This window comes from Acutalibacter sp. LFL-21 (assembly GCF_025630755.1).
Lineage (GTDB): Bacteria > Bacillota > Clostridia > Oscillospirales > Acutalibacteraceae > Acutalibacter > Acutalibacter stercoravium.
The window spans coordinates 206,970-225,023 of record NZ_JAOTNT010000001.1 but is presented as its reverse complement, the minus strand read 5'-3'; the positions used below and the strand labels follow the sequence as shown (position 1 = coordinate 225,023).

Sequence of the window (18,054 nt, the reverse complement as noted above, 5' to 3'; positions counted from 1 at the left end):
CCGCCATGGGGCAGCGGCCCTCTGCGCGCTTATTTCAGCCGGAGGGCATACAGCTCCCGTCTGGCGGTGATGTACAAATACTCCTTGTCTGGACCAGCCTCCAGCACACAGGCAGGACGGTCTCCCAGTCCTATGGCGTCTACCTTTTCCCCGTTGCGGAACACATAGAGCAAGCAGTCCGGGACATAGGCCTCGCCGGATTCTGTCATGGCAAAGCCATACTCTCCCCGTTCGGCCCACACCCTCGGGCTGGAAAGGACAAACCCCTCTTCCACCTGCACCTGCACAATGCACTTGTTGTACTCGTCCACCAGGTAAGCAGCCTTCCCGGGGCGGAGGGGCGTCAGCCCCGTGGCCCGGGCCAGAGCGGGCTTGTGAACAATGGCGGTTTTCCCATCGGGAGCCAGATAGCAGTGGGTGTCCCTCTTCTCAAAAGAGCGCATCATGTCCCCGCTGTCCCTCCATTGATTGGCAGGGTAGTAGAGCACCTCTGGCTTTGCCTCTTCCAAGGGGACAATGGGGAGCAGCTCCATAGAGGCTTCTGGCGCCCGGGGGTCTAACGCGCAAACCCGAATGCGCCTGTCATGGGAGAAGAAGGGGTAATAGCACCCGCCGCCCGTGTCCGCGCCGAACTCATCGGTGGAAAGCTCTTCCACGCCGTCCACAGTGGACCCCTTCACAGGCTGGTATTCGGTGACCACCAGCAGCCGGCCCTGGGTGTCGCAGGCAAGAGACAGGGGCTGGAAGTGCTGGCTGGTCAGCAGGGCCAGGGTTTGGGATACGGGGTCCCAGCGGTAGATGCGGTACAGCCGGGAATCACAGAGATAGATGCTGCCGTCCGGCGCCTGGCACAGGGCGTCCACGCAATCCAGGCCAGAGGCCAGCTTGGCAATTTCGCCCTTGGCCCCGGGCAGCTTTTTCTGCGCTGCCGCCTGGGGGATGGAAAGCCGCCCCAGCTGCCAAAAGCCTGCGCGTTCCCCGGTGTTGCCGTCCACATACAGGTTCTCAATGGTGTACTTCATCTGGGTGAAGTTGTGGCAGTTGAGAAACTCCAAGTTCTGGCAATTCCAGGCCCGCACCACACTGGGATAGGGGTTGTCCACCCAGATGACCCGGAAGGAGTAGAAATTGGCGAACAGCAGATTCCGGCAGTTGGTCAGCTCATAGGGCTGGCAATAGGGCCCCTCGGCCACTTCTTCCTCTGTCTGCATGCACAGGAACTGCCAGTTGGCCACGTTGCGCATGAGCACCTCATGGCGCACATGGTGCTCGATGGACACCTGGTACATCACGCCGGGGGTTTCGGTTTCCGAGACGAAAAACCCAGCTTCCGCATAGGTGTTGGCGGTCCACACATCCTTAAAGGCGCCTCCGCCATTTTCGGTGATCCACAAACTCCAGTACTGCGAGTCCCAGGGGCGGTCCGGGTCCACATCCGCTGTGCGGGAGGGGTTGTAAACGGGCACGTTTTCCTGCTGCTGGGTGATTTGGCCATGGCCGCCCACAAACTTCACATCGTTCATGTAGGAATCGGCAGAGGCCATCCACTTGCAGCCCACGGCCCGGGGATTGCGGGACGCGGTGTCGATGCCAAGGCCATTGACCAGGTTCCAGCCGCCCCGGCTGGTCTCCAGAACCGCCTTGGGGGCGCCCATCCCGGCCCAAGCGGGGCTGTTCTCCTCGAGGACCAGCTGGGTGGAAATGGGATTCAGGCCGATGAGGGCGTTCCCCTCCCGCATCCGCAGGGTGTCACGGACAAGGTAGATCCCCTGGGGAAGGTAAACGGTATCGCACTGGTCCAGTGCTTGTTGCAGAGCGGCTGTGTCATCTGCCACACCATTTCCCAACGCGCCGAAGTCCCGCACATTGCGCCAGGTCTCCTGGGGCGGCAGGTCCTGGATCTCCCGGGGGAAATGGGGCGCCTCAGGAAGAGGCTCCAGCTCCACCAGGGTTTTCCGTTCCGGCTCCTGCTGGCCCAGGGTCAGGTCATCTCCGTGGAACAGGCTGTGGAGCAGGTAGGCGCCAGAGCTGCCCTGGGTCACTTGGCCGCTCTCCCTGCCCAGCAGGAGCTGGGGGACATTGCTGCACCAGAGGTTCCGCAGGTTGATCTGGGTGCAGCTGTTGTCCTCGCGGGAAATTTGGATGGCCGGGCCGGAGATGTTCTCCAGCACACAGTCCTTCCAGAACAGCTTTTCCCAGTAGCCGTCCATCACGATATCGGCGGCGGGAACGTCCTGGAACTCCACATGGCTGAACGTCAGGCCGCACTCCCGGGACAGGATGGCGGATTTCCGCTGGCCGGAAAAGGCGCTTTCCACCAGGACAAAGGGCCAGCCGGGAGAGCATTTGGTGGTGTAGATGCCGTACTCTCCCCCCAGAAAGACCAGGTTCTCCATTTCGTTCCCCACATCAAAGATGCCTGCCTTGCCCTGGCCAATGTCGAACACACAGTGGGAGACAAAGCCATGCTGGGCAAAGTGGGCCCGCATCACCACGGCGGCGGGGTTCCCCTCTTCAATTTGAAAGTCAATGTTGGAGACGGCGCTGTAAAAAGTGCCGGCGTTGGCGTCTTGAATACGCCCTTCCACCCGGGGCATGTTGCCCGTGAACCAGAACATGTACACGGCCTCCCCCTTGTCATCCTGGGGGGCTTTCTGAAAGCCGGGGGTGTTCTTTTTCAGGACGAACTTCGGCCGGTTTTTCCCAAAGCCGATCATGCGCACAGCCCGGGGCAGGTAAATGGTCCGGCTGACGCTGTAAGTCCCTTCGGGGATCAGCACGATTCCCCGCTTGTCCTGCTGTTTTACGCTGTCCAGCAGAGTCTGCAGCCGCTCAGTCACATCATACACGCCTTCCGCATCCGGTGTCAAGCCGTCTACGTGAAGTACCACAGCTTTTGGATCGTCCAGCTGCAGGGGATAGACAGAACGGGTGTGGGCAAAACGATACTGCTTCATCATATAGGTAAACTCCTCTCCAAATTCCGGCCCGGCCGGAATTGTAATTTAACCCTTTACTGCTCCAATGACGATGCCCTTTACAAAGTATTTCTGGAAGAAGGGGTACACCACCAGAATGGGCAGCGCGCCCATCACGGCCACCGCCATACGGATGCCTGTGGAGGGCAGCACAAATTCCTCGTTTTGCTGGAGGGATTTGGCCGCGTCGCTGTTACTCATCAGGAACTGTACATCCAAAAGCATCCGATTCAATAGCACCTGAATGCTGAACAGCCGGTCGTCACTAATATAGTATAGACCATTGAGCCAGTCATTCCAATAGGCCAGGCCCACCAAAAGGGCCAGTGTGGCAATGATGGGGATGGACATGGGAAGGACCACCCGGATCAGGATGCGCAGCTCTCCCGCACCGTCAATCCGGGCAGCCTCATACCATAAGCGAGGGCGCTTGCAACCGAGCAGCCGAGCCGAGCGTGACTTTTCGCGGAGAGGAGCGGTGCTGCGCCCCAGTGGGGCGCGTCCAGCACCGACCGAACCGGCAGGTGAGACCAACCCGAACGGTGAAGCCGCATTTTGCGCAGAAAAATGCGGCGAACCACAAGGGTTCGCCGCGACGTGGTTGCGGGGGCAGGATTTGAACCTACGGTCTCGGCTGCCGCCTCGGTCGGGCCTGGACGCGGCCCACCGGGCCGCAGGCCCCTTCGGGAAATCCAGGTTTTATGCGGCTTTCAACGATTTCTCTTTTTCTGGCGTGCGCTGATATTCGCCGCTTTTTGGTAACTTTCTTGAACAAAACTTGAACAAATCCTTGAACAGAAACCGGCGGCTTTTCACACTCTCTCCATCAGCTCCAAAAGCCAGCGGGGTGGAGATCCAGGGGGCTAGAGGGGAGGGGGCTTTTTTTATGTGTCCACTTTTGCACACTTTCCCCGCGTACCATGACAACGTGATCCCCGCCGGGTGTCCACCGGCGATGCTTGCGGGTACGGGAAAAGCGCCTCCCCATTTTCTGGAAAGGCGCACATTTTAAACCCGCACTTCTGTCCCACAGGCAGCGGCGCTTCCTACGTTTTCCCTAATCGCCACGCGCGCGCACGCGAGACCCAAATTCTATGGAATGTCGTGGAAGTCTCACCTGCCGGTTCGGTCGGCGCTGAACGGTGTCCACTGGACACCAGCGCCCCCGAGTAAAGCCCCCAAGGAAATTCCCCGTTTTTTTCGAGGGGGGGAGTCCGACACCTTTGCTTGGATGCTCAACTCGCAAATCACAAATGAAAATTTCAGTTTAGAAATTCATCATTTCGTGATATTCTTCGGGAAAATCCTTTCCACAGTTCCGCCTGCACCTGCTACACTGGGACGCTTGCCGCCCACTGTGCCGTGTGGGGTCATGCCCACCCAGCCGTCGGGGATGTCATAGGTTCCTCTGTGTTCAGTCAGGTGTTTGTAGGGATCACCCTTGGGCAGAGGCCGGTTTGCGTTCTCCGCCTCGCGCAGCATCCCGCCTAGCTGTGTCTCCACGGAAAACTGAGGCCCTGTGTGAATCCCTATGTGGTCGCCGTCACAAGACCCGGTAAAGAGGGAAGGAATGTCGTTTTTTAAGAAGTTGTCCGCTTCTATGTAAGGCTTTACGAGCTTTTCCGTGATCTCGCGCCGGAAATCCTCAAAAGCCTTTAGGGCCTTGCTTACCTTGGCGGAAAGCTCCTTCACCGCCTGTTCTTTTTCGGCAATGGCCTTCTTCAGCTCCGCTTCCAGCTGTTTCTCCCGCTGAATCGCGTAAGGCTTGACGGCTGCCGCTGTAGTTTCCACCGCCTCGCGGAAAGCATCGTCCCGCAGCACAGAGGAGGAAAGCCCGTTCACCACGGCAACCCATTCCTTCATTTTTTCCGGCGAGCCTGTCTCCTGGGCGGCTGTCCATGCCTGTTCCAAATCAAAGGGGTTGTTTCGGGGTAGCTCCATCTGGTCTTTGGTGCCGTTGTTCCGGCTTTCGTTCAATTCCAGAAAGCGCCGGTACATGGCCGCTTTTTTGGCCTTCACAGCTTCACAGGCTTTCGCGTATTCTTGCAGGGCTTGCTCAAAACTTTCCCGGTCGGAAACAGGTGTGGCTGATTCAGAAGTTTTCACCGGCGCGGCTTCTTCCTGGGCAACAGGGGATTCAATGGGTGTTTCCTTCGGCTTTTTCCAAGGATAGTTCATCATTCATCAACCTTTCTAGAAAAATTTTTGTATGGTAAGAGCGCGTCCGCTCGAATTTGCAACCGGGGCGGCAGTCAATTTTTTCCATAGGCAGCCTCCTTCCGCTTCACGTCCTTCTGCATCTCCCGCACCAGCTCCTTGTACAGCTGCTTGCCGTCGGTGGCCTGGGTGTGGATGGTGATGGCCCCCTCCTCGATGGTGTACTGGCGGCGGTTGTCCGTGCTCTGTTGGATGATCTGCTCCCGCCTTATGGCCCCCACCGCCCTGGCGGAGTCCGCGGCAAAGGCGTTGAGCTCCTGCCCCGCCTGATACCACAAGTCCAGGGCCCGGGAGCGGTTTCTTTCCAGGGGGATGACCATTTCATCCCCCGCCTCGCCGATTAACGCAAGCTGGGGTTCATCAACCAGGCCGCCGTCTGCGTAGGCAGAGACGCTGTTTGCCGTTAATCCAACTGCCCCCCGCGCTGCGACTGTATAGTAAATAGTGCGGCTGTTTGCCACCGACTGGGCAATATCCAGTGCCACGCCGACAGAGCTGGCGATATCGGGTGTTGCCACCTTCACCGGGCCCACTGTGGCGCCGGAGATGGTGGTGTCAAATTGGTTCACCGTATCGGAAGCCGACTTCTCCGCCTCCATCAGCAGTGTGGGCGTGTTGTCCCGCACGCCGTCAGCGGTCTTTTGCACCAGCCAGCGTCCATTTTCATACACCAGGCCGTATTGGGAAGCGATTCCCTCGGCGTATTCTGAGCTGTATGAAATGCCGTATTGGTTCATTAGGTCCGCCATCTCCTGAGCGGCTTGGGCTGTATCGTCGGAGAGCTGTGTCCACATCCCCGTGGAAGCGTCCCACACCAGGCCGGAATAGTCGGATGCCATGACAATCGCTGCCCCGCCCGCCGCCAGCAGGGGGGCTGTCACAGCGGTGCTCAGGGTGTTCCCTGCGGAGGAGAGCTTCCCGCCTACGGCTTCCAGCTTGTCCCCGACACTTTGAATTTTGTCCCCCGCAAGGGTGGCCCGGTTGCCCGTGTTTTCCAACTCCTGGGAAAACGTGGCAAGCTGGCCCTTGGCGGTTTGCAGCCTCGATTCCAGGTTGTTCACTGCGGTGGCCTGCTTCGCCAGGGCCGATTCCGCCTTAAGTGCTTCCTCGGAGTTCTCCCCGTGGAGCTGCCGGGCGGAGTCCAAGGCGGTTTCCAGGCGCTTTAACTCCTGGTACTGCTTGTCATACTGGCTGGTGAGCAGCTTGATCTTGTCCTGGGTTGCGCCGATTGCCTTGGTCAAAGCCTGCTGCTTCTTGGTCACGCCCTCCACCGAGCGGTCGTTCTCGTCGTACTCTTTGGAGAGGGTCCTAAGCTGGTTTTGCAGGGCCCGGATTTCGCTGTCAATGGCCTTGATAGAGTTTTTAAACTCCTTTTCCCCTTCAATGCCAATCCGCGGGCCGATATCGTATGCTGGCATATTGTGTCATTCCTCCTTGTTTTTACTTGCTTGTTCTATAATTCGCTCTTCCACGCTTCCTCGATCAAAATACCAGGAAAACCACCCGGTGCCGTGATAGGCCGCCGTCTCCAGCACTTCCTCCCGCAGATGCAGCACCGTGGGCTTTCCCCGGAGAAGCTGCAAGGCTTTTGATTCTTCCCGGCGCACCTCCTGGGGCGTGATATGCAGTGCCAGGGCCGTTTCCATTCGTGTGTGCCGTTGGGTGAAGCGGTGCCGCAGCACAGCACTCTGCACCACAGACAGATCCCCCAGGGCTTGCTCCAGCACGTTGTGGAAGTGCTCCCGCTGGGCGGTATCGTCCACCGCCAGGAGCGCCGCTTCCGCTTTTTCATCCGGGATGGTGTCCCCCTGCTCCCGCCCTTCCTCATCCCCGGGGATGGGCCGCTCTAGGCGGTCAGCGTGGTTGAGCGCGTCCGCCTTGTGGAGCATCCCCATACAGGCCCGGAAACGGTTCTCTGTGGCCCTGGAAAGATAGGTGGTGAACTGATACCCCTTCTCTGGTTTGTAAGCCTGCACTGCGTCCCAGAGGGCAAAGAAAGCTTCCTGCTGCAAGTCCTCCAACGCCACCCCACGCTGGGCGCAGCGGTCTTTCCCCTGGCGGGTGTAGAACCTCCACGCGAGAGAAAACAGCAAGGGCCGGACAGCGCCCCACAATTCCGTGAGCGCCGCCCGGTTCCCGTTCTGTATGTCCAAGGTAAGCTGTTCGTTTGTCATTGACGCAACCCCCGAATCCTGGTAAAATGGTGATAGAATCCAGGGCCGGGGAACAGCTTTCACTCCGGTGATTTCCGCGACAAGAAATCTTTCGGTGCGCAGGGGCGAGCGAGTGGAACGAGCGGCGGCGCGGCTTGTCCTGTGCGGTCACGCACCCGCCCCCGTCTCTGGTAAAATAGTCCTAAGAGGTGGGCTGTCCCAGTTGTGGGGCGGCTCTTTTTTATGCTGTTTTGTCTCCTTGCATGGTGGATTCCGCGACATAAACGGGACGGTTTGCACTATGCCCGGGCCGCTTTACGGCCCGGTGCTGGTGTCCAGTGGACACCGTCCAGCACCGACCGAACCGGTAGGTGAGACCCCGCGTCTTGTCCTGCCCGGCCACGGGCGCGGCTCTTTTTTTATGAGCCGTAGGTGTGGGCCGCCTCGCTTTGCGCCACGTCCTCCAGGGTGCGCAGCCGGTCGAACAGCACCCACAGGCAGTCGGAATAGACCTTCACCCGCTCCGGCTGCATGGTGTCTGTGCCCTCTTGCTCCAGGTTCTCCACCAGCAGGCCCACCAGCTGCCTGGTTTGCCCCAGCTCGATGCCCAGGCACTCCAAGGCGGTTGCCGCTTGAAAAAGCCCTTGCCCCGCCGGGGATTTTGTGGTATCCTGTCCTTGGATATGTTCTACATTTGCGCTCTTGGAAGTTGCAGCTTCCAGGGGCGCTTTCTTTTTCTCTTGCATGGTTTAGCCTCTCCTTTCATTGCCAGCTTTATAAATCTCTCAACACCTCCACGGCGTGCTCCTCCAGCTCCTTGGCAATCACCAGGACAGAACACTTTTTCAGCTCCGGCTCGTACCAGGCGCAGTCTTTTTGCAGGCAAGGGCAAAACCCAGCGGCTTCGCGCCTGCTCAGAATGGGGCAAAAGGCTTTCTTTTCTTCCATGTTGTTCCCTCCCTTCACTGGTCAAATACGAACACTTCCGCCAGGCAGCCGTGGGGGAAGAAATCCAGGGCTTCCAATTCTTCCCGGCTCATGTCCTTGTGGATGCGGTAGGCTTCCTTCACGATAAAGCCGGGTTCTTCCCGTTCCAGCTTGTCCGCCAGCCGGTTCGCCGCTTCCAGGGACGGGATTTCATCCTCCGCAATCTGCGAACAGGCCCGCAGGTTTTGGCCCTTGCTGTTTTGGGCCATGAGTATCCAGTTTTGCATGGTGTTTCCTCTCTTTCGTGGTGTGGTGGGACACTTGGGACACTTGGTGGGACACTTGCGGGACACATAAAAACCGGCTCAACCCCGCATGGTTCCTGGCTTGGGACACTTGGGACACTTCTTTTTTATTTCTTATATATAAGAGAGTGAAAAGAAATAGGGAATACACAGGAAGTTAGGGAAGTGAGGAACACACTGTGTATAGATACACGTTGTGTATCAAAAAGAATGTTTAGGTGTCCCATGTGTCCATGTGTCCCAACCCCCATTCTAGAGCCATTTTTTGGGGGCGCCTTGGGACACTTGGGACAGTTAGGGGGCATTTTGGGACACTTCCACGGGGGAAAATGGGCGGTCATAGCGAATAGAACCGCGCACGAGAAACCGCCGGTCTAGGATTTCAATTCCCGCGAATCCCCGGACTTTCCCGCCCTGGCTGTCCGGCACATGGTTGCTGGCCTGGATGCCCAGCCGCTGCTGTTCCTGCTTTAAGTAGGAGGTCACGCTTTTCCGGCTCACGGGCTTTTCCCCGTTGGCATAGCACCAGGCTGTGTAAGCGTCGTACAAGTCCACGCCGGTGATTTTGCGAGACAAATCCCCCAGCCGCACGGCGTTTTCATCCGCCAGAAACCCCAGCAGGTTGAAGCTCTCCTGTTTGGTTTCCTCCAGGTTTTCTCTTGCCCGCTGGCTGATGGTGAACTCCCAGCCGTTGGAGGTCAGGCGGGAAAGCCCCTCCAGCATCCAGTTGAACACGCCGCTTTTGCCCTGCAAAATCTTGTCGGGCAAATCCCTATCGTCCCTGCGGCCCTCTTGTTTGGGCTTGGTGGTGAGGATGATCCGCCGCCGGAAAGCCCCCTCGCTGTGGTCGTACAGGGTGGAGAAGGGCACGTTTCCAAAGGCCATCAGGCGGCAGGTGAGCATGGCCTGCACCGCCTGCTTCCCCTTGCGCTCAATGGAGAGGGGGGCGTTTGCCGTCACCAGGCGCTTTTGCACCTGGCTTTCTTTGGTGGCGGACACGCCCATGTCCTCATCCAGAAACAGCAGCTTTCCCTCCAGGTTTGCCAGGGTGAAGCGGTTGCGCTCCAGGTCGTGGAGGCTGCCAGAGGTCATAGAGGCGCCAAACACCCCTTTGAGCACCTGGGTGAGCACGCTTTTCCCCTCGCCGCCGCTTCCAATGAGAAAGAGCATTTTCTGGGCCTTGGTGGTGGGGATGCAGCAGTAGCCCAGGAACTCTTGCAGGGTCAGCACGTCCTCCGGCTCCAGCAGGGCGTTCACATAGTCCAGGAACACCGCCGGGGGCTGGGCTGCGGGGTCGTACTCCACGTCCAGCCGGTTCTGGGTGATAGACCGGTCTGCATGGAATACCCACTGGGGCGCTGTTGCTTTCGGCGCGGACGCGCTCGCACGGCCAGCACAGGCGCGGCGCAGCTTGCCGGTCTCGCCTGCCAGCTCGGCCGGGCCTGGGCGGTCCCCGCTGGGGACCAGGACCCCCTGGCGCGAATTGTCCTGTGCGGTCACGCACCCGCCTTGTACATGGATTTTCGTTGGGTCTGCCTGGGGCGCTTCCTGATAGCAGAAGCTCCGCAGGGCCGCAAGCAGGTCTTTGGCCTTTTGCGCCAGCCGGGTGGTGACGTAGGGGGAAAGCTCCTGGGTGATGCGCTGCAAGAGCTTGTCCCGCTCCACCAGGCCGTTTTCGTCGTAGAACACGCCGCCCCAGCAGGCCATATCCCCGTATTTTTGGCGGAACGCGTCGCAGAAGTCCGCCTCAATCACCCGGCCTTGAAAGAGCCACGCTGGGGAGTCCGTGGCCTCCCGCTCCTGCTTGCCCTTGCGCCGGAACTGTTCCAGCCCCCGGTGAAAGGCTTTGCGGTGTTCCTCAAAAGTCTTTGCCGGGATGCCCAGCTCTTTTGCGTGTTCTCTGAGGGCTTCCGTGCGCTGCTGCTGCCGGAATGGGTCATCCTCCACCAGATACACCGCCGCGAAAGCGGTTTCTGAAAGCGCGTCCTCTTTGCTTTCCAGGCTCTCCACATATCCCTGAAAGGCCGCCTGGGTGGTCAGGCTAAAAACGTCCAATTCCTCCAAGCTCTCACCGCCTTTCGCCCAGTGCCTGGGCTGTCAATTCGCGGCGCGTGGCCGCGCGGGACGATTCGCGCCTTGGGCAGCTCGCTTCGCTCGTGCTCATCAGGCCGCCAGCGCACGCCCGCGCCGATGGTTTCGCTGTGACCTTCCCGCCTCTGCCGCAGGCAGAAAGGCGGCTTGTCCAGTCCGGCCACGGACCGGCGGCTTTCGCCGCGCTTGATCGAACCGCCAGCGCACGCCCGCACCGCTGGTTTTGTCTTGTCCATCCCGCCTCTGCCGCAGGCAGAAAGGCGGCTTGTCCAGTCCGGCCACGGACCGCCTTTCCTGGTTGATTGCGCCCCCTCATTCTGCAATCCTCCGAATCTTCCCGTACACCACCGGCGCTTCCTCTTGGGGCGTGCCCCTTTCCAGCAGCTCTAAGAGGTTGGGCCAGTAAATCAGGGACTTTTTCCCCATCTGGGTGTGTTTCAGCTCCCCCCCGGGCGCAGAGGGTGCGCAGCTGGTTTTCCGATAGGCCGATGCCCTCCGCCTTGCACCGCTGGGCCGTCTTGGGGATGGTGGCCACTTGGGTGAACTCTGTCATTGTTCATGCTCCTTTCTCGTTGCAAGTGATGATGGTTTCCCGTTCCAGTTTGGAAAGTGACATGGGTTAGGCCTCCCGCTCGTTGCGTATTTGGGATTTACGGTCAAAAAAAAAGGCCGCTGGGTTTTGCATCTCCAAAACACGGGAAATCGCTTCCATTTCTCCCAGGGTAAACTGCCGCTTCCCGTTCAGCTTTCTGCTGAGGGAGTTGGGGGAAATTCCCACCAATTCCGCCAATTTTCCCTGGGTCATGCCCTGCTGTGCAAGAGCCGCCCGCAGCAAATTGGAATGCAATGTTCTTCACCTCCTTCTGTTGCGCATTTGGGATAATTTTAGTATAGCCCGCTTTTCCCTGTTTGTCAACCCATTTGTGCAACGATTTTGAAAAATCAGTTGCATATTTGGAACAGATGGGCTATACTAAAGGATAGAGAGAAAGGAGGCGGCTGCTGTGTGGAACGAGACAAACAAGGAAATTGCACGCCGCTTAAAAGAGCGGCGGGAGGCCTTGGGGTACAGCTTCCAGCAGCTGGCAGAGCTGACAGGCATGAGCAAATCCACCTTGCAGCGCTATGAAAGCGGCGCTATCAAAAACATCCCCCTGGCCCGGTTGGAAACCTTGACCACCGCCTTGCAAACCACCCCGGAGCAGCTGCTGGGCTGGCAGATGGTGCAGGCCATGCGGAACACCCCCGAAAAGAGCGCTTTGCCTGATGATTATGCCGCCATCAACACACTGCTGAACAACCTGTATTACCGTATAGAAGAACGGGAAGACGGCTTCTATTTTACCGGGAACCGCCAGTGCGGCCTGCTTTCGCCGGAGGAAATGGCCGCTTTGCGGGACAAAGTGGTGGAATATCTGGATTTCCTTATGTCACAGCTGGAGCGGGACGTGTTCCAAAAGCAGAACAGCGAGGAAAGGTAAACCGCTTTCGGGAAAAGCGAAAAGGAGGCGAACGCCGTGGAAGAAATATTGCAGGAGCTTCGCTCTTTGTGCGAGGCGGGGAAAATCACCTGGACGCGCCACGCCCTCACCCGGATGCTCCAGCGGGACATCACCCGGGAGGAAGTGAAAGCGGCAGTGATGCGGGGCCGTATCATTGAGGAATATCCCCAGGACTACCCCTACCCCAGTTGTTTGCTTCTCCACGTCCTGGAAAAGCCCCTGCACGTTGTGTGCGGCGCTGGGGACGGGCAGCTGTGGATTATCACCGTGTACAGGCCAGATCCCAGCCAGTGGGAAACAGACTTTGCTACCAGAAAGGAGAGTTTGCCATGAAGTGCTTTTTGTGCAAGGGCCAGCTGGAGGAACAGCTCACCAATTTTATGATTGACGTGGACAACTGCTTTATCATCGTGAAGAACGTGCCCTCCCAGGTGTGCGGCCAGTGCGGGGAGGTGTCCTACTCCGACGAGGTGGCCGCCAAGCTGGAGCGCATTGTGAAAGCGGTGCGGAAAGCGGTTTCCGAGGTGGCCATCGTCAACTATCAGGACAGCGTGGCCTAAAGCCGCTTTCGCCCATGACGGAGAAAGGAGGCTTTACATTGGTAGCCACAGCGAGGCGTAAGCGAGGGCGCTTGCAACCGAGCAGCCGAGCCGAGCGTGACTTTTCGCGGAGAGGAGCGGTGCTGCGCCCCAGTGGGGCGCGTCCAGCACCGACCGAACCGGCAGGTGAGACCAACCCGAACGGTGAAGCCGCATTTTGCGCAGAAAAATGCGGCGAACCACAAGGGTTCGCCGCGACGTGGGTTAGGGTGATAAAATAGATGTCAATGAAAAACGCGGGCAACAAAAATCGCGACCACCACAAAAGTGATGATCGCGACTTGGGAGCGGCAGCTTGCCGCTGGGTTAGGGTGATAAAATAGACGTCAATGAAAAACGCGGGCAAGAAAAATCGCGACCACCACAAAAGTGATGATCGCGACGTGGGAGCGGCAGCTTGCCGCTGGCGCGCCAGGAGGGACTCGAACCCCCGACCTTTTGGTTCGTAGCCAAACACTCTATCCAGCTGAGCTACTGGCGCATGGGCTGTTCTCTAACAGCCTTATAATTATATCTGCAAAACGGAAAAATGTCAAGCGTTTTTTACAGGTCTTTGAAATTTTGTTAAAGAGAAGCCGTAGGGGGAAAGGACGTGAACGCTTTCCAGGGTTTCGCCCAGCAGCAGGGTTCCTCCCTCCATGTCTAAGCCAGCCCTTAAAATGCTCTGGGGACGGCTGCTGCGGTTGACCACCAGGGTCAGGCTGTGGCGGGCATCCTCTGTGAACACGAACCTCTCAAAAGCCAGCAAGTTGCCGTCGGCGTACAGGGTGCGGTAAGAGCCCTTCCCTAAGATGGCCTTTTCTTGGGCCCGCAGCATTCCCAGCCCTTTGTACCACTGCAGCAGGTTCTTCCCCTCACGGCCCCAGGGGTAGGCTCCCCGGCAGAAGGGGTCCCGATAGCCCTCCATGCCAGCCTCGTCCCCATAATACAGGCAGGGCACACCGGGCAGCAGGTATTGGATGAGGGAAGCCAGACGCAGCCGCTTGAGAGCGGTGTCCCGCTGCTCGGGGGTGAGGGACTGGGCCGCCTGCCACTCCCGGCCCCGGTTCCCGGCGGGCTCGCCGCCCAGCACAGTCAGGGCCCGCTCCGTGTCATGGGTGCCAATGTGGTTCATCAGCAGCCGCAGGCACTGGGGCGGATAGTTCTCCACAATGCTCTCCACAGATTCCGCAAAATTCCGGGGGTCGCCGCCCAGCAGAAAAGCGAAAATGGCGTCCCGGAAGGGGTAGTTCATCACCGTGTCCAGCTGGCCCCCCAGCAGGTAGCGCCGCCGCACACCGTAAGCCGTCTTGTTGGAGGCGTCCTCCCACACTTCTCCCAGCACAACCGCGTCCGGGCTCTCTGCTTTTGCCGCAGCAGTAAGGTTGTCCAGAAATTGGTCGGGCAGCTCGTCGGCCACATCCAGCCGCCAGCCAGATGCCCCGGCCCGCAGCCATTTGCGGATGATGCCGTTCTCCCCATTGATATACTCGTTAAAGCTGGGCTCGGTCTCCTTCACGTTGGGCAGGGTCTCAAAATTCCACCAGCACTCGTAGTTTTGGGGCCACTGGCGGAAGGTGTACCAGGGGTAATAGGGGGACTGCTGCGAGTTGTACGCCCCCTGGGTGGGGTAGCGCCCCTCCCGGTTGAAATACACGCTGTCGCTGCCGGTGTGGCTGAAGACCCCGTCCACCAGCACCCGGATGCCCAGTTTTTTCGCCTCGGCGCACAGGCTGCGGAAGTCCTCCTCGTTCCCCAGCAGGGGGTCGATTGTCGAGTAGTCCGCCGTGTCATAGCGGTGGTTGGAGTGGGATTCGAAAATGGGGTTTAAATACAGGCAGGTGACGCCCAGCTCCTTCAAATAGGGCAGTTTCTCCTGAATGCCCCGCAGGTCCCCTCCAAAGAAGTCCGTGTTGGTGATGACTCCCTGCTCGTTGGGGGCCCACACGGGCTGCTGGGACCAATCGCTGTGGAACGTCCGGCCAGAGGGGATGTTCCCCTTGGGCTGCTGGGACTTGTAGAACCGGTCCGGGAAGATTTGGTACATCACGCCGCCTTCCAGCCAGTCGGGGGTCTTGAAGTTTTTGTCGTACACCGTCAGCTGCCACTGGTTGTTGCCGCCGAAGATGCCGTCCCCGGCAAAGCCACGGGAGAGCCTTTGGCTGCCCCGGTGGGTGCGCACCTCAAAGTGATAGAAATAGAGGCCGGGCTCTTCCGGGGTAAAGTGGCATTCCCACCACTCCTGGGAATTTCCGTTCATGCCGCACCAGAACAAATCCAGCACCTGGATCTGACCGCCCTCCCGCTGGATGATGAGATGGGCGGCCGAACAGCTCAGCTCTCGGGGGAGTGTGATGCGGAAATGGATGGAGGTGCCGTCCGCCACGGCCCCAAGGGGGTCCCGGTATTTCCGGCTGCGGGAATTAAACATGCTGCTTTGCGCCTTCTTTCCAAAATTTCACTGAGATTCTAACGGGGCTTTACAGAGAGCGCCCCAAGAAAAAGCGCGGCGCAAGGCCTGGCTTCTCAAGGGCTCCGGCTCACGCTGCGCTTTTTGTTGTAGACTTGCGAGAGGGTTATTTCTCCAATTTTTTGGCGTTCAGGTTCTTTACCGGGGGCACGGGGGAGGCGTGCCAGATATTCCCGCAGTAATCCCGAATGGCCCGGTCCGCGGCAAAACGGCCTGCCCCGGCAATGTTCACCAGGGACATGCGGTTCCAGTTCTGCTGGTCGCGGTACAGCGCCATTGCCCGCTGCTGGGCCTCGTGATAGGAGCGCAGGTCCGCCAGGGCCATGTAGCGGTCCTCCCGGAGCAGGGCATTGAAAATATCCTTGAACTGGCCGCCGTTCATAGAGCCCATCTCATCCATGGCCCGGTGGATGAGGCCGTCGTTCTGGTACTGGTTGTTGGGGTGGTAGCCCGTGCGCTTGAGCTCTTCCACCTGAGAGGCGGTCATGCCGAAGAGAATGATGTTCTCGTCCCCCACGGTCTGGTGGATCTCCACGTTGGCGCCGTCCAAGGTGCCCAGAGTGACCGCGCCGTTGATCATAAACTTCATGTTGCTGGTGCCAGAGGCCTCTGTGCCGGCCAGGGAGATCTGCTCACTGATCTCCGCGGCGGGGGTCAGCAGCTCGGCCCAGGTGACGCAGTAGTTCTCCACAAAGATGACCTTCAGCTTTTTGTTCACCCGTTCATCGCTGTTGATGGCCTTGGCCAGGGCAGCGATAAATTGGATGATCTGCTTGGCAAAGTAGTAGCCCGGGGCGGCCTTAGCCCCAAAGAAGAAGGTGTGGGGCACAAAGTCCGCGTTGGGGTTCTCCCGCAGCCATTGGTAGGTGGCCAGGATGTTCAGGGCGTTCATGTGCTGGCGCTTGTACTCGTGCAGGCGCTTGACCTGCACATCGAACAGGGTAGAGGGGTCCACAATGTCCCCCTGGGTCTTCTTCAGGTACTTGGCCAGCCGCTCCTTGTTGGCCTGCTTGATCTCCTGCAGCTTCTGCAGCACAGAGGCGTCCTCCGTATATTTCCGCAGGCCCTGCAGCTTATCCGCGTCGTAGATATAGTCTTTTCCGATCAGGTCGGTGATGAGCCCGGCCAGCTTGGGGTTGGACTGGTTCAGCCACCGCCGGTGGGCAATGCCGTTGGTCACGTTGGTGAATTTAGAGGGCTCCTCCACATAGAAGTCGTGGAACACATCGTCCTTCAAGATCTCGCTGTGCAGGGCGGAGACGCCGTTGACGCAGTGAGAGCCGATGACCGCCAGGTTGGCCATTTTCACATAGCCGTCGTTGAGGGGGGCCATGCGGTAGATCTTGGCCTCGTCCACGCCCTTGGCGCGCATTTCGTTCCAGAAGCGGCGGTCGATCTCCTCCACGATCTGGTAGATACGGGGCAGGCGCATCTTGAACAGGTCCCGGTTCCAGGTCTCCAGGGCCTCGCTCATCACGGTGTGGTTGGTGTAGGCCACCGTCCGCTTGACGATGTCCCAGGCGGCGTCCCAGCCATAGCCGCACTCGTCCAGCATCACCCGCATCATCTCGGGGATGGCCAGCACGGGGTGGGTGTCGTTCAGGTGGATGGCCGCCAGCTCGGGCAGCTGGTCCAGGTTGCCGTGGGCGTACAGGTGCCGCCGGATGATATCCTGGATGGAGGCGCTGACCAGGAAGTACTGCTGAGAGAGCCGCAGCAGCTTGCCGTCGGTGTGGTTATCCTCGGGGTAGAGCACTTTGGTGATGACCTCGCTCATAGCCTGCTGCTCCATGGCCCGCATATAGTTGCCGCCGTTGAAGAGCTTCATGTCAAACTTGTCGTTTTCGGCCTTCCACACGCGCAGAAGGCTGACGCCCTTTCCGTCCATGCCGGCAATGCACATGTCATAGGGGATGGCGGTGATGGAGGTGTAGTCCTTGTGGCGCACAGAGTGGTACTGGTCGTGCCACTGCTCCTCGATGTGGCCGCCAAAGCGGACCTCCACAGAGCTTTCCGGCACGCGCTGCAGCCAAATGCCGCCGCCGGGCAGCCAGGTGTCCGGCAGCTCGGTCTGCCAGCCGTCCACCAGCTTCTGGCGGAACAGGCCGTATTCATACCGCAGGGAATAGCCCATGGCGGGATAGCCCTGGGTGGCCAGGCCGTCCATAAAGCAGGCCGCCAGGCGGCCCAGGCCGCCGTTGCCCAGGCCGGCGTCGGGCTCCTGTTCATACAGATTGTCCAGCTTGATATTGTATTCCGCCAGAGCCTTGCGGAAGGGCTCCTCCAGGCCCAGGTTGTACAAGTTGTTGCGCAGAGAGCGCCCCAAGAGGAACTCCATGCAGAGATAATAGATTTGCTTGGTGCCGGTTTTCTCTGCGTTCTGAACAAACTCAGAGCGGCCCTTGGTCAGCAGTTCCCGCACAATCAGGACGCTGGCCTTGTAATATTCTTCGTCGGTGGCGTTTTCCAAAGAGACGCCGAAGGTGTGGGCCAGCTTGTCACGAATGGCCTCCTTAATCTGCGGAACTGTCATTTTATAATCCATGCAAATTCCTCCAAATGTGTTTAAAATATATAAAATTATTTCTTGAAATCCGCTGAATAATTAGTATCATGTGCATTGTACACTAAAAGAAATGGAAAAACAACCGCAATAAAGCCCCAAGCTGCGGCTCCATATTTGGCAATTCTCAACAAATCGGGGCCTGCGCAAGGGGGAAACGGTCCTATGTTGTATCTATCATACCACAGAAATGGCCGGGATACAACAAAAATCCAGGAAAAAAGGGGCTTCTCCGCCGGGGAGGCCCCACTTTGGGAAAAATGCAGAAAA

General features: G+C 58.8%; 15 protein-coding genes and 1 tRNA gene. 3 read left to right on the top strand and 13 right to left on the bottom strand.

The genetic code is table 11. The features are described from left to right. Positions 1-29 precede the first annotated feature (29 nt). The 10 genes from ODJ80_RS01010 to ODJ80_RS00965 all read right to left on the bottom strand — a co-directional run bounded on the left by ODJ80_RS01010 (position 30) and on the right by ODJ80_RS00965 (position 11,518). Entirely contained in the window at positions 30-2,960 is a 2,931-nt protein-coding gene (locus tag ODJ80_RS01010; protein ID WP_263040530.1) for a glycosyl hydrolase family 28-related protein, read from the bottom strand. 45 nt (positions 2,961-3,005) lie between these two features. After that, the gene (locus ODJ80_RS01005) at positions 3,006-3,512 is read right to left on the bottom strand and encodes a carbohydrate ABC transporter permease (RefSeq protein ID WP_263040529.1); all 507 of its coding nucleotides are present in this window, start codon (positions 3,510-3,512) and stop codon (positions 3,006-3,008) included. 744 nt (positions 3,513-4,256) lie between these two features. Continuing rightward, on the bottom strand, positions 4,257-5,159 hold the full coding sequence (locus tag ODJ80_RS01000; RefSeq protein ID WP_263040528.1) for a hypothetical protein: 903 nt from the start codon (positions 5,157-5,159) through the stop codon (positions 4,257-4,259). Between the two features lie 71 nt (positions 5,160-5,230). Beyond that, entirely contained in the window at positions 5,231-6,613 is a 1,383-nt protein-coding gene (locus ODJ80_RS00995; protein ID WP_263040527.1) for a hypothetical protein, read from the bottom strand. Positions 6,614-6,619: 6 nt separating this feature from the next. Then, positions 6,620-7,369, bottom strand: coding sequence for a sigma-70 family RNA polymerase sigma factor (locus tag ODJ80_RS00990; protein WP_263040526.1), 750 nt, complete (start codon positions 7,367-7,369; stop codon positions 6,620-6,622). A gap of 398 nt (positions 7,370-7,767) precedes the next feature. Beyond that, positions 7,768-8,094: a hypothetical protein gene (locus ODJ80_RS00985; protein WP_263040525.1), complete on the bottom strand. Its 327-nt coding sequence runs from the start codon at positions 8,092-8,094 to the stop codon at positions 7,768-7,770. 28 nt (positions 8,095-8,122) lie between these two features. After that, positions 8,123-8,296, bottom strand: coding sequence for a hypothetical protein (locus ODJ80_RS00980; protein WP_263040524.1), 174 nt, complete (start codon positions 8,294-8,296; stop codon positions 8,123-8,125). Between the two features lie 14 nt (positions 8,297-8,310). Beyond that, positions 8,311-8,562: a hypothetical protein gene (locus tag ODJ80_RS00975; protein WP_263040523.1), complete on the bottom strand. Its 252-nt coding sequence runs from the start codon at positions 8,560-8,562 to the stop codon at positions 8,311-8,313. 312 nt (positions 8,563-8,874) lie between these two features. Continuing rightward, positions 8,875-10,644 carry a DNA primase family protein gene (locus ODJ80_RS00970; RefSeq protein WP_263040522.1) on the bottom strand — a complete coding sequence of 590 codons (1,770 nt, stop codon included), beginning with the start codon at positions 10,642-10,644 and terminating at the stop codon, positions 8,875-8,877. Between the two features lie 646 nt (positions 10,645-11,290). After that, positions 11,291-11,518: a helix-turn-helix domain-containing protein gene (locus ODJ80_RS00965; protein ID WP_263040521.1), complete on the bottom strand. Its 228-nt coding sequence runs from the start codon at positions 11,516-11,518 to the stop codon at positions 11,291-11,293. Between the two features lie 157 nt (positions 11,519-11,675). Here ODJ80_RS00965 and ODJ80_RS00960 point away from each other — a divergent pair, with 157 nt between their 5' ends. Genes ODJ80_RS00960 through ODJ80_RS00950 form a run of 3 tightly spaced genes read left to right on the top strand, consistent with a single transcriptional unit; the run spans position 11,676 to position 12,733 of the window. Beyond that, positions 11,676-12,152, top strand: a complete 477-nt coding sequence (locus ODJ80_RS00960; RefSeq protein ID WP_263040520.1) for a helix-turn-helix domain-containing protein — start codon at positions 11,676-11,678, stop codon at positions 12,150-12,152. Between the two features lie 36 nt (positions 12,153-12,188). Continuing rightward, complete coding sequence (locus ODJ80_RS00955; RefSeq protein ID WP_263040519.1) at positions 12,189-12,506, top strand: DUF4258 domain-containing protein; 318 nt, start codon at positions 12,189-12,191, stop codon at positions 12,504-12,506. Beyond that, a complete protein-coding gene (locus ODJ80_RS00950; RefSeq protein WP_263040518.1) occupies positions 12,503-12,733 on the top strand; it encodes a type II toxin-antitoxin system MqsA family antitoxin in 231 nt (76 codons plus the stop codon). Before ODJ80_RS00955 ends, ODJ80_RS00950 begins: the two co-directional genes overlap by 4 nt. 443 nt (positions 12,734-13,176) lie before the next feature. Here the strand turns inward: ODJ80_RS00950 and ODJ80_RS00945 are convergent. From ODJ80_RS00945 to ODJ80_RS00935, 3 genes are all read right to left on the bottom strand, one after another. Further along, positions 13,177-13,253: transfer RNA gene (locus tag ODJ80_RS00945), tRNA-Arg, on the bottom strand. 51 nt (positions 13,254-13,304) lie between these two features. Further along, positions 13,305-15,182 (bottom strand): glycoside hydrolase family 13 protein, encoded by a 1,878-nt coding sequence (locus ODJ80_RS00940; RefSeq protein ID WP_263040517.1) that lies wholly within the window; start codon positions 15,180-15,182, stop codon positions 13,305-13,307. Positions 15,183-15,327: 145 nt separating this feature from the next. Beyond that, the gene (locus tag ODJ80_RS00935) at positions 15,328-17,766 is read right to left on the bottom strand and encodes a glycogen/starch/alpha-glucan phosphorylase (protein ID WP_178863856.1); all 2,439 of its coding nucleotides are present in this window, start codon (positions 17,764-17,766) and stop codon (positions 15,328-15,330) included. Positions 17,767-18,054: the final 288 nt, after the last annotated feature.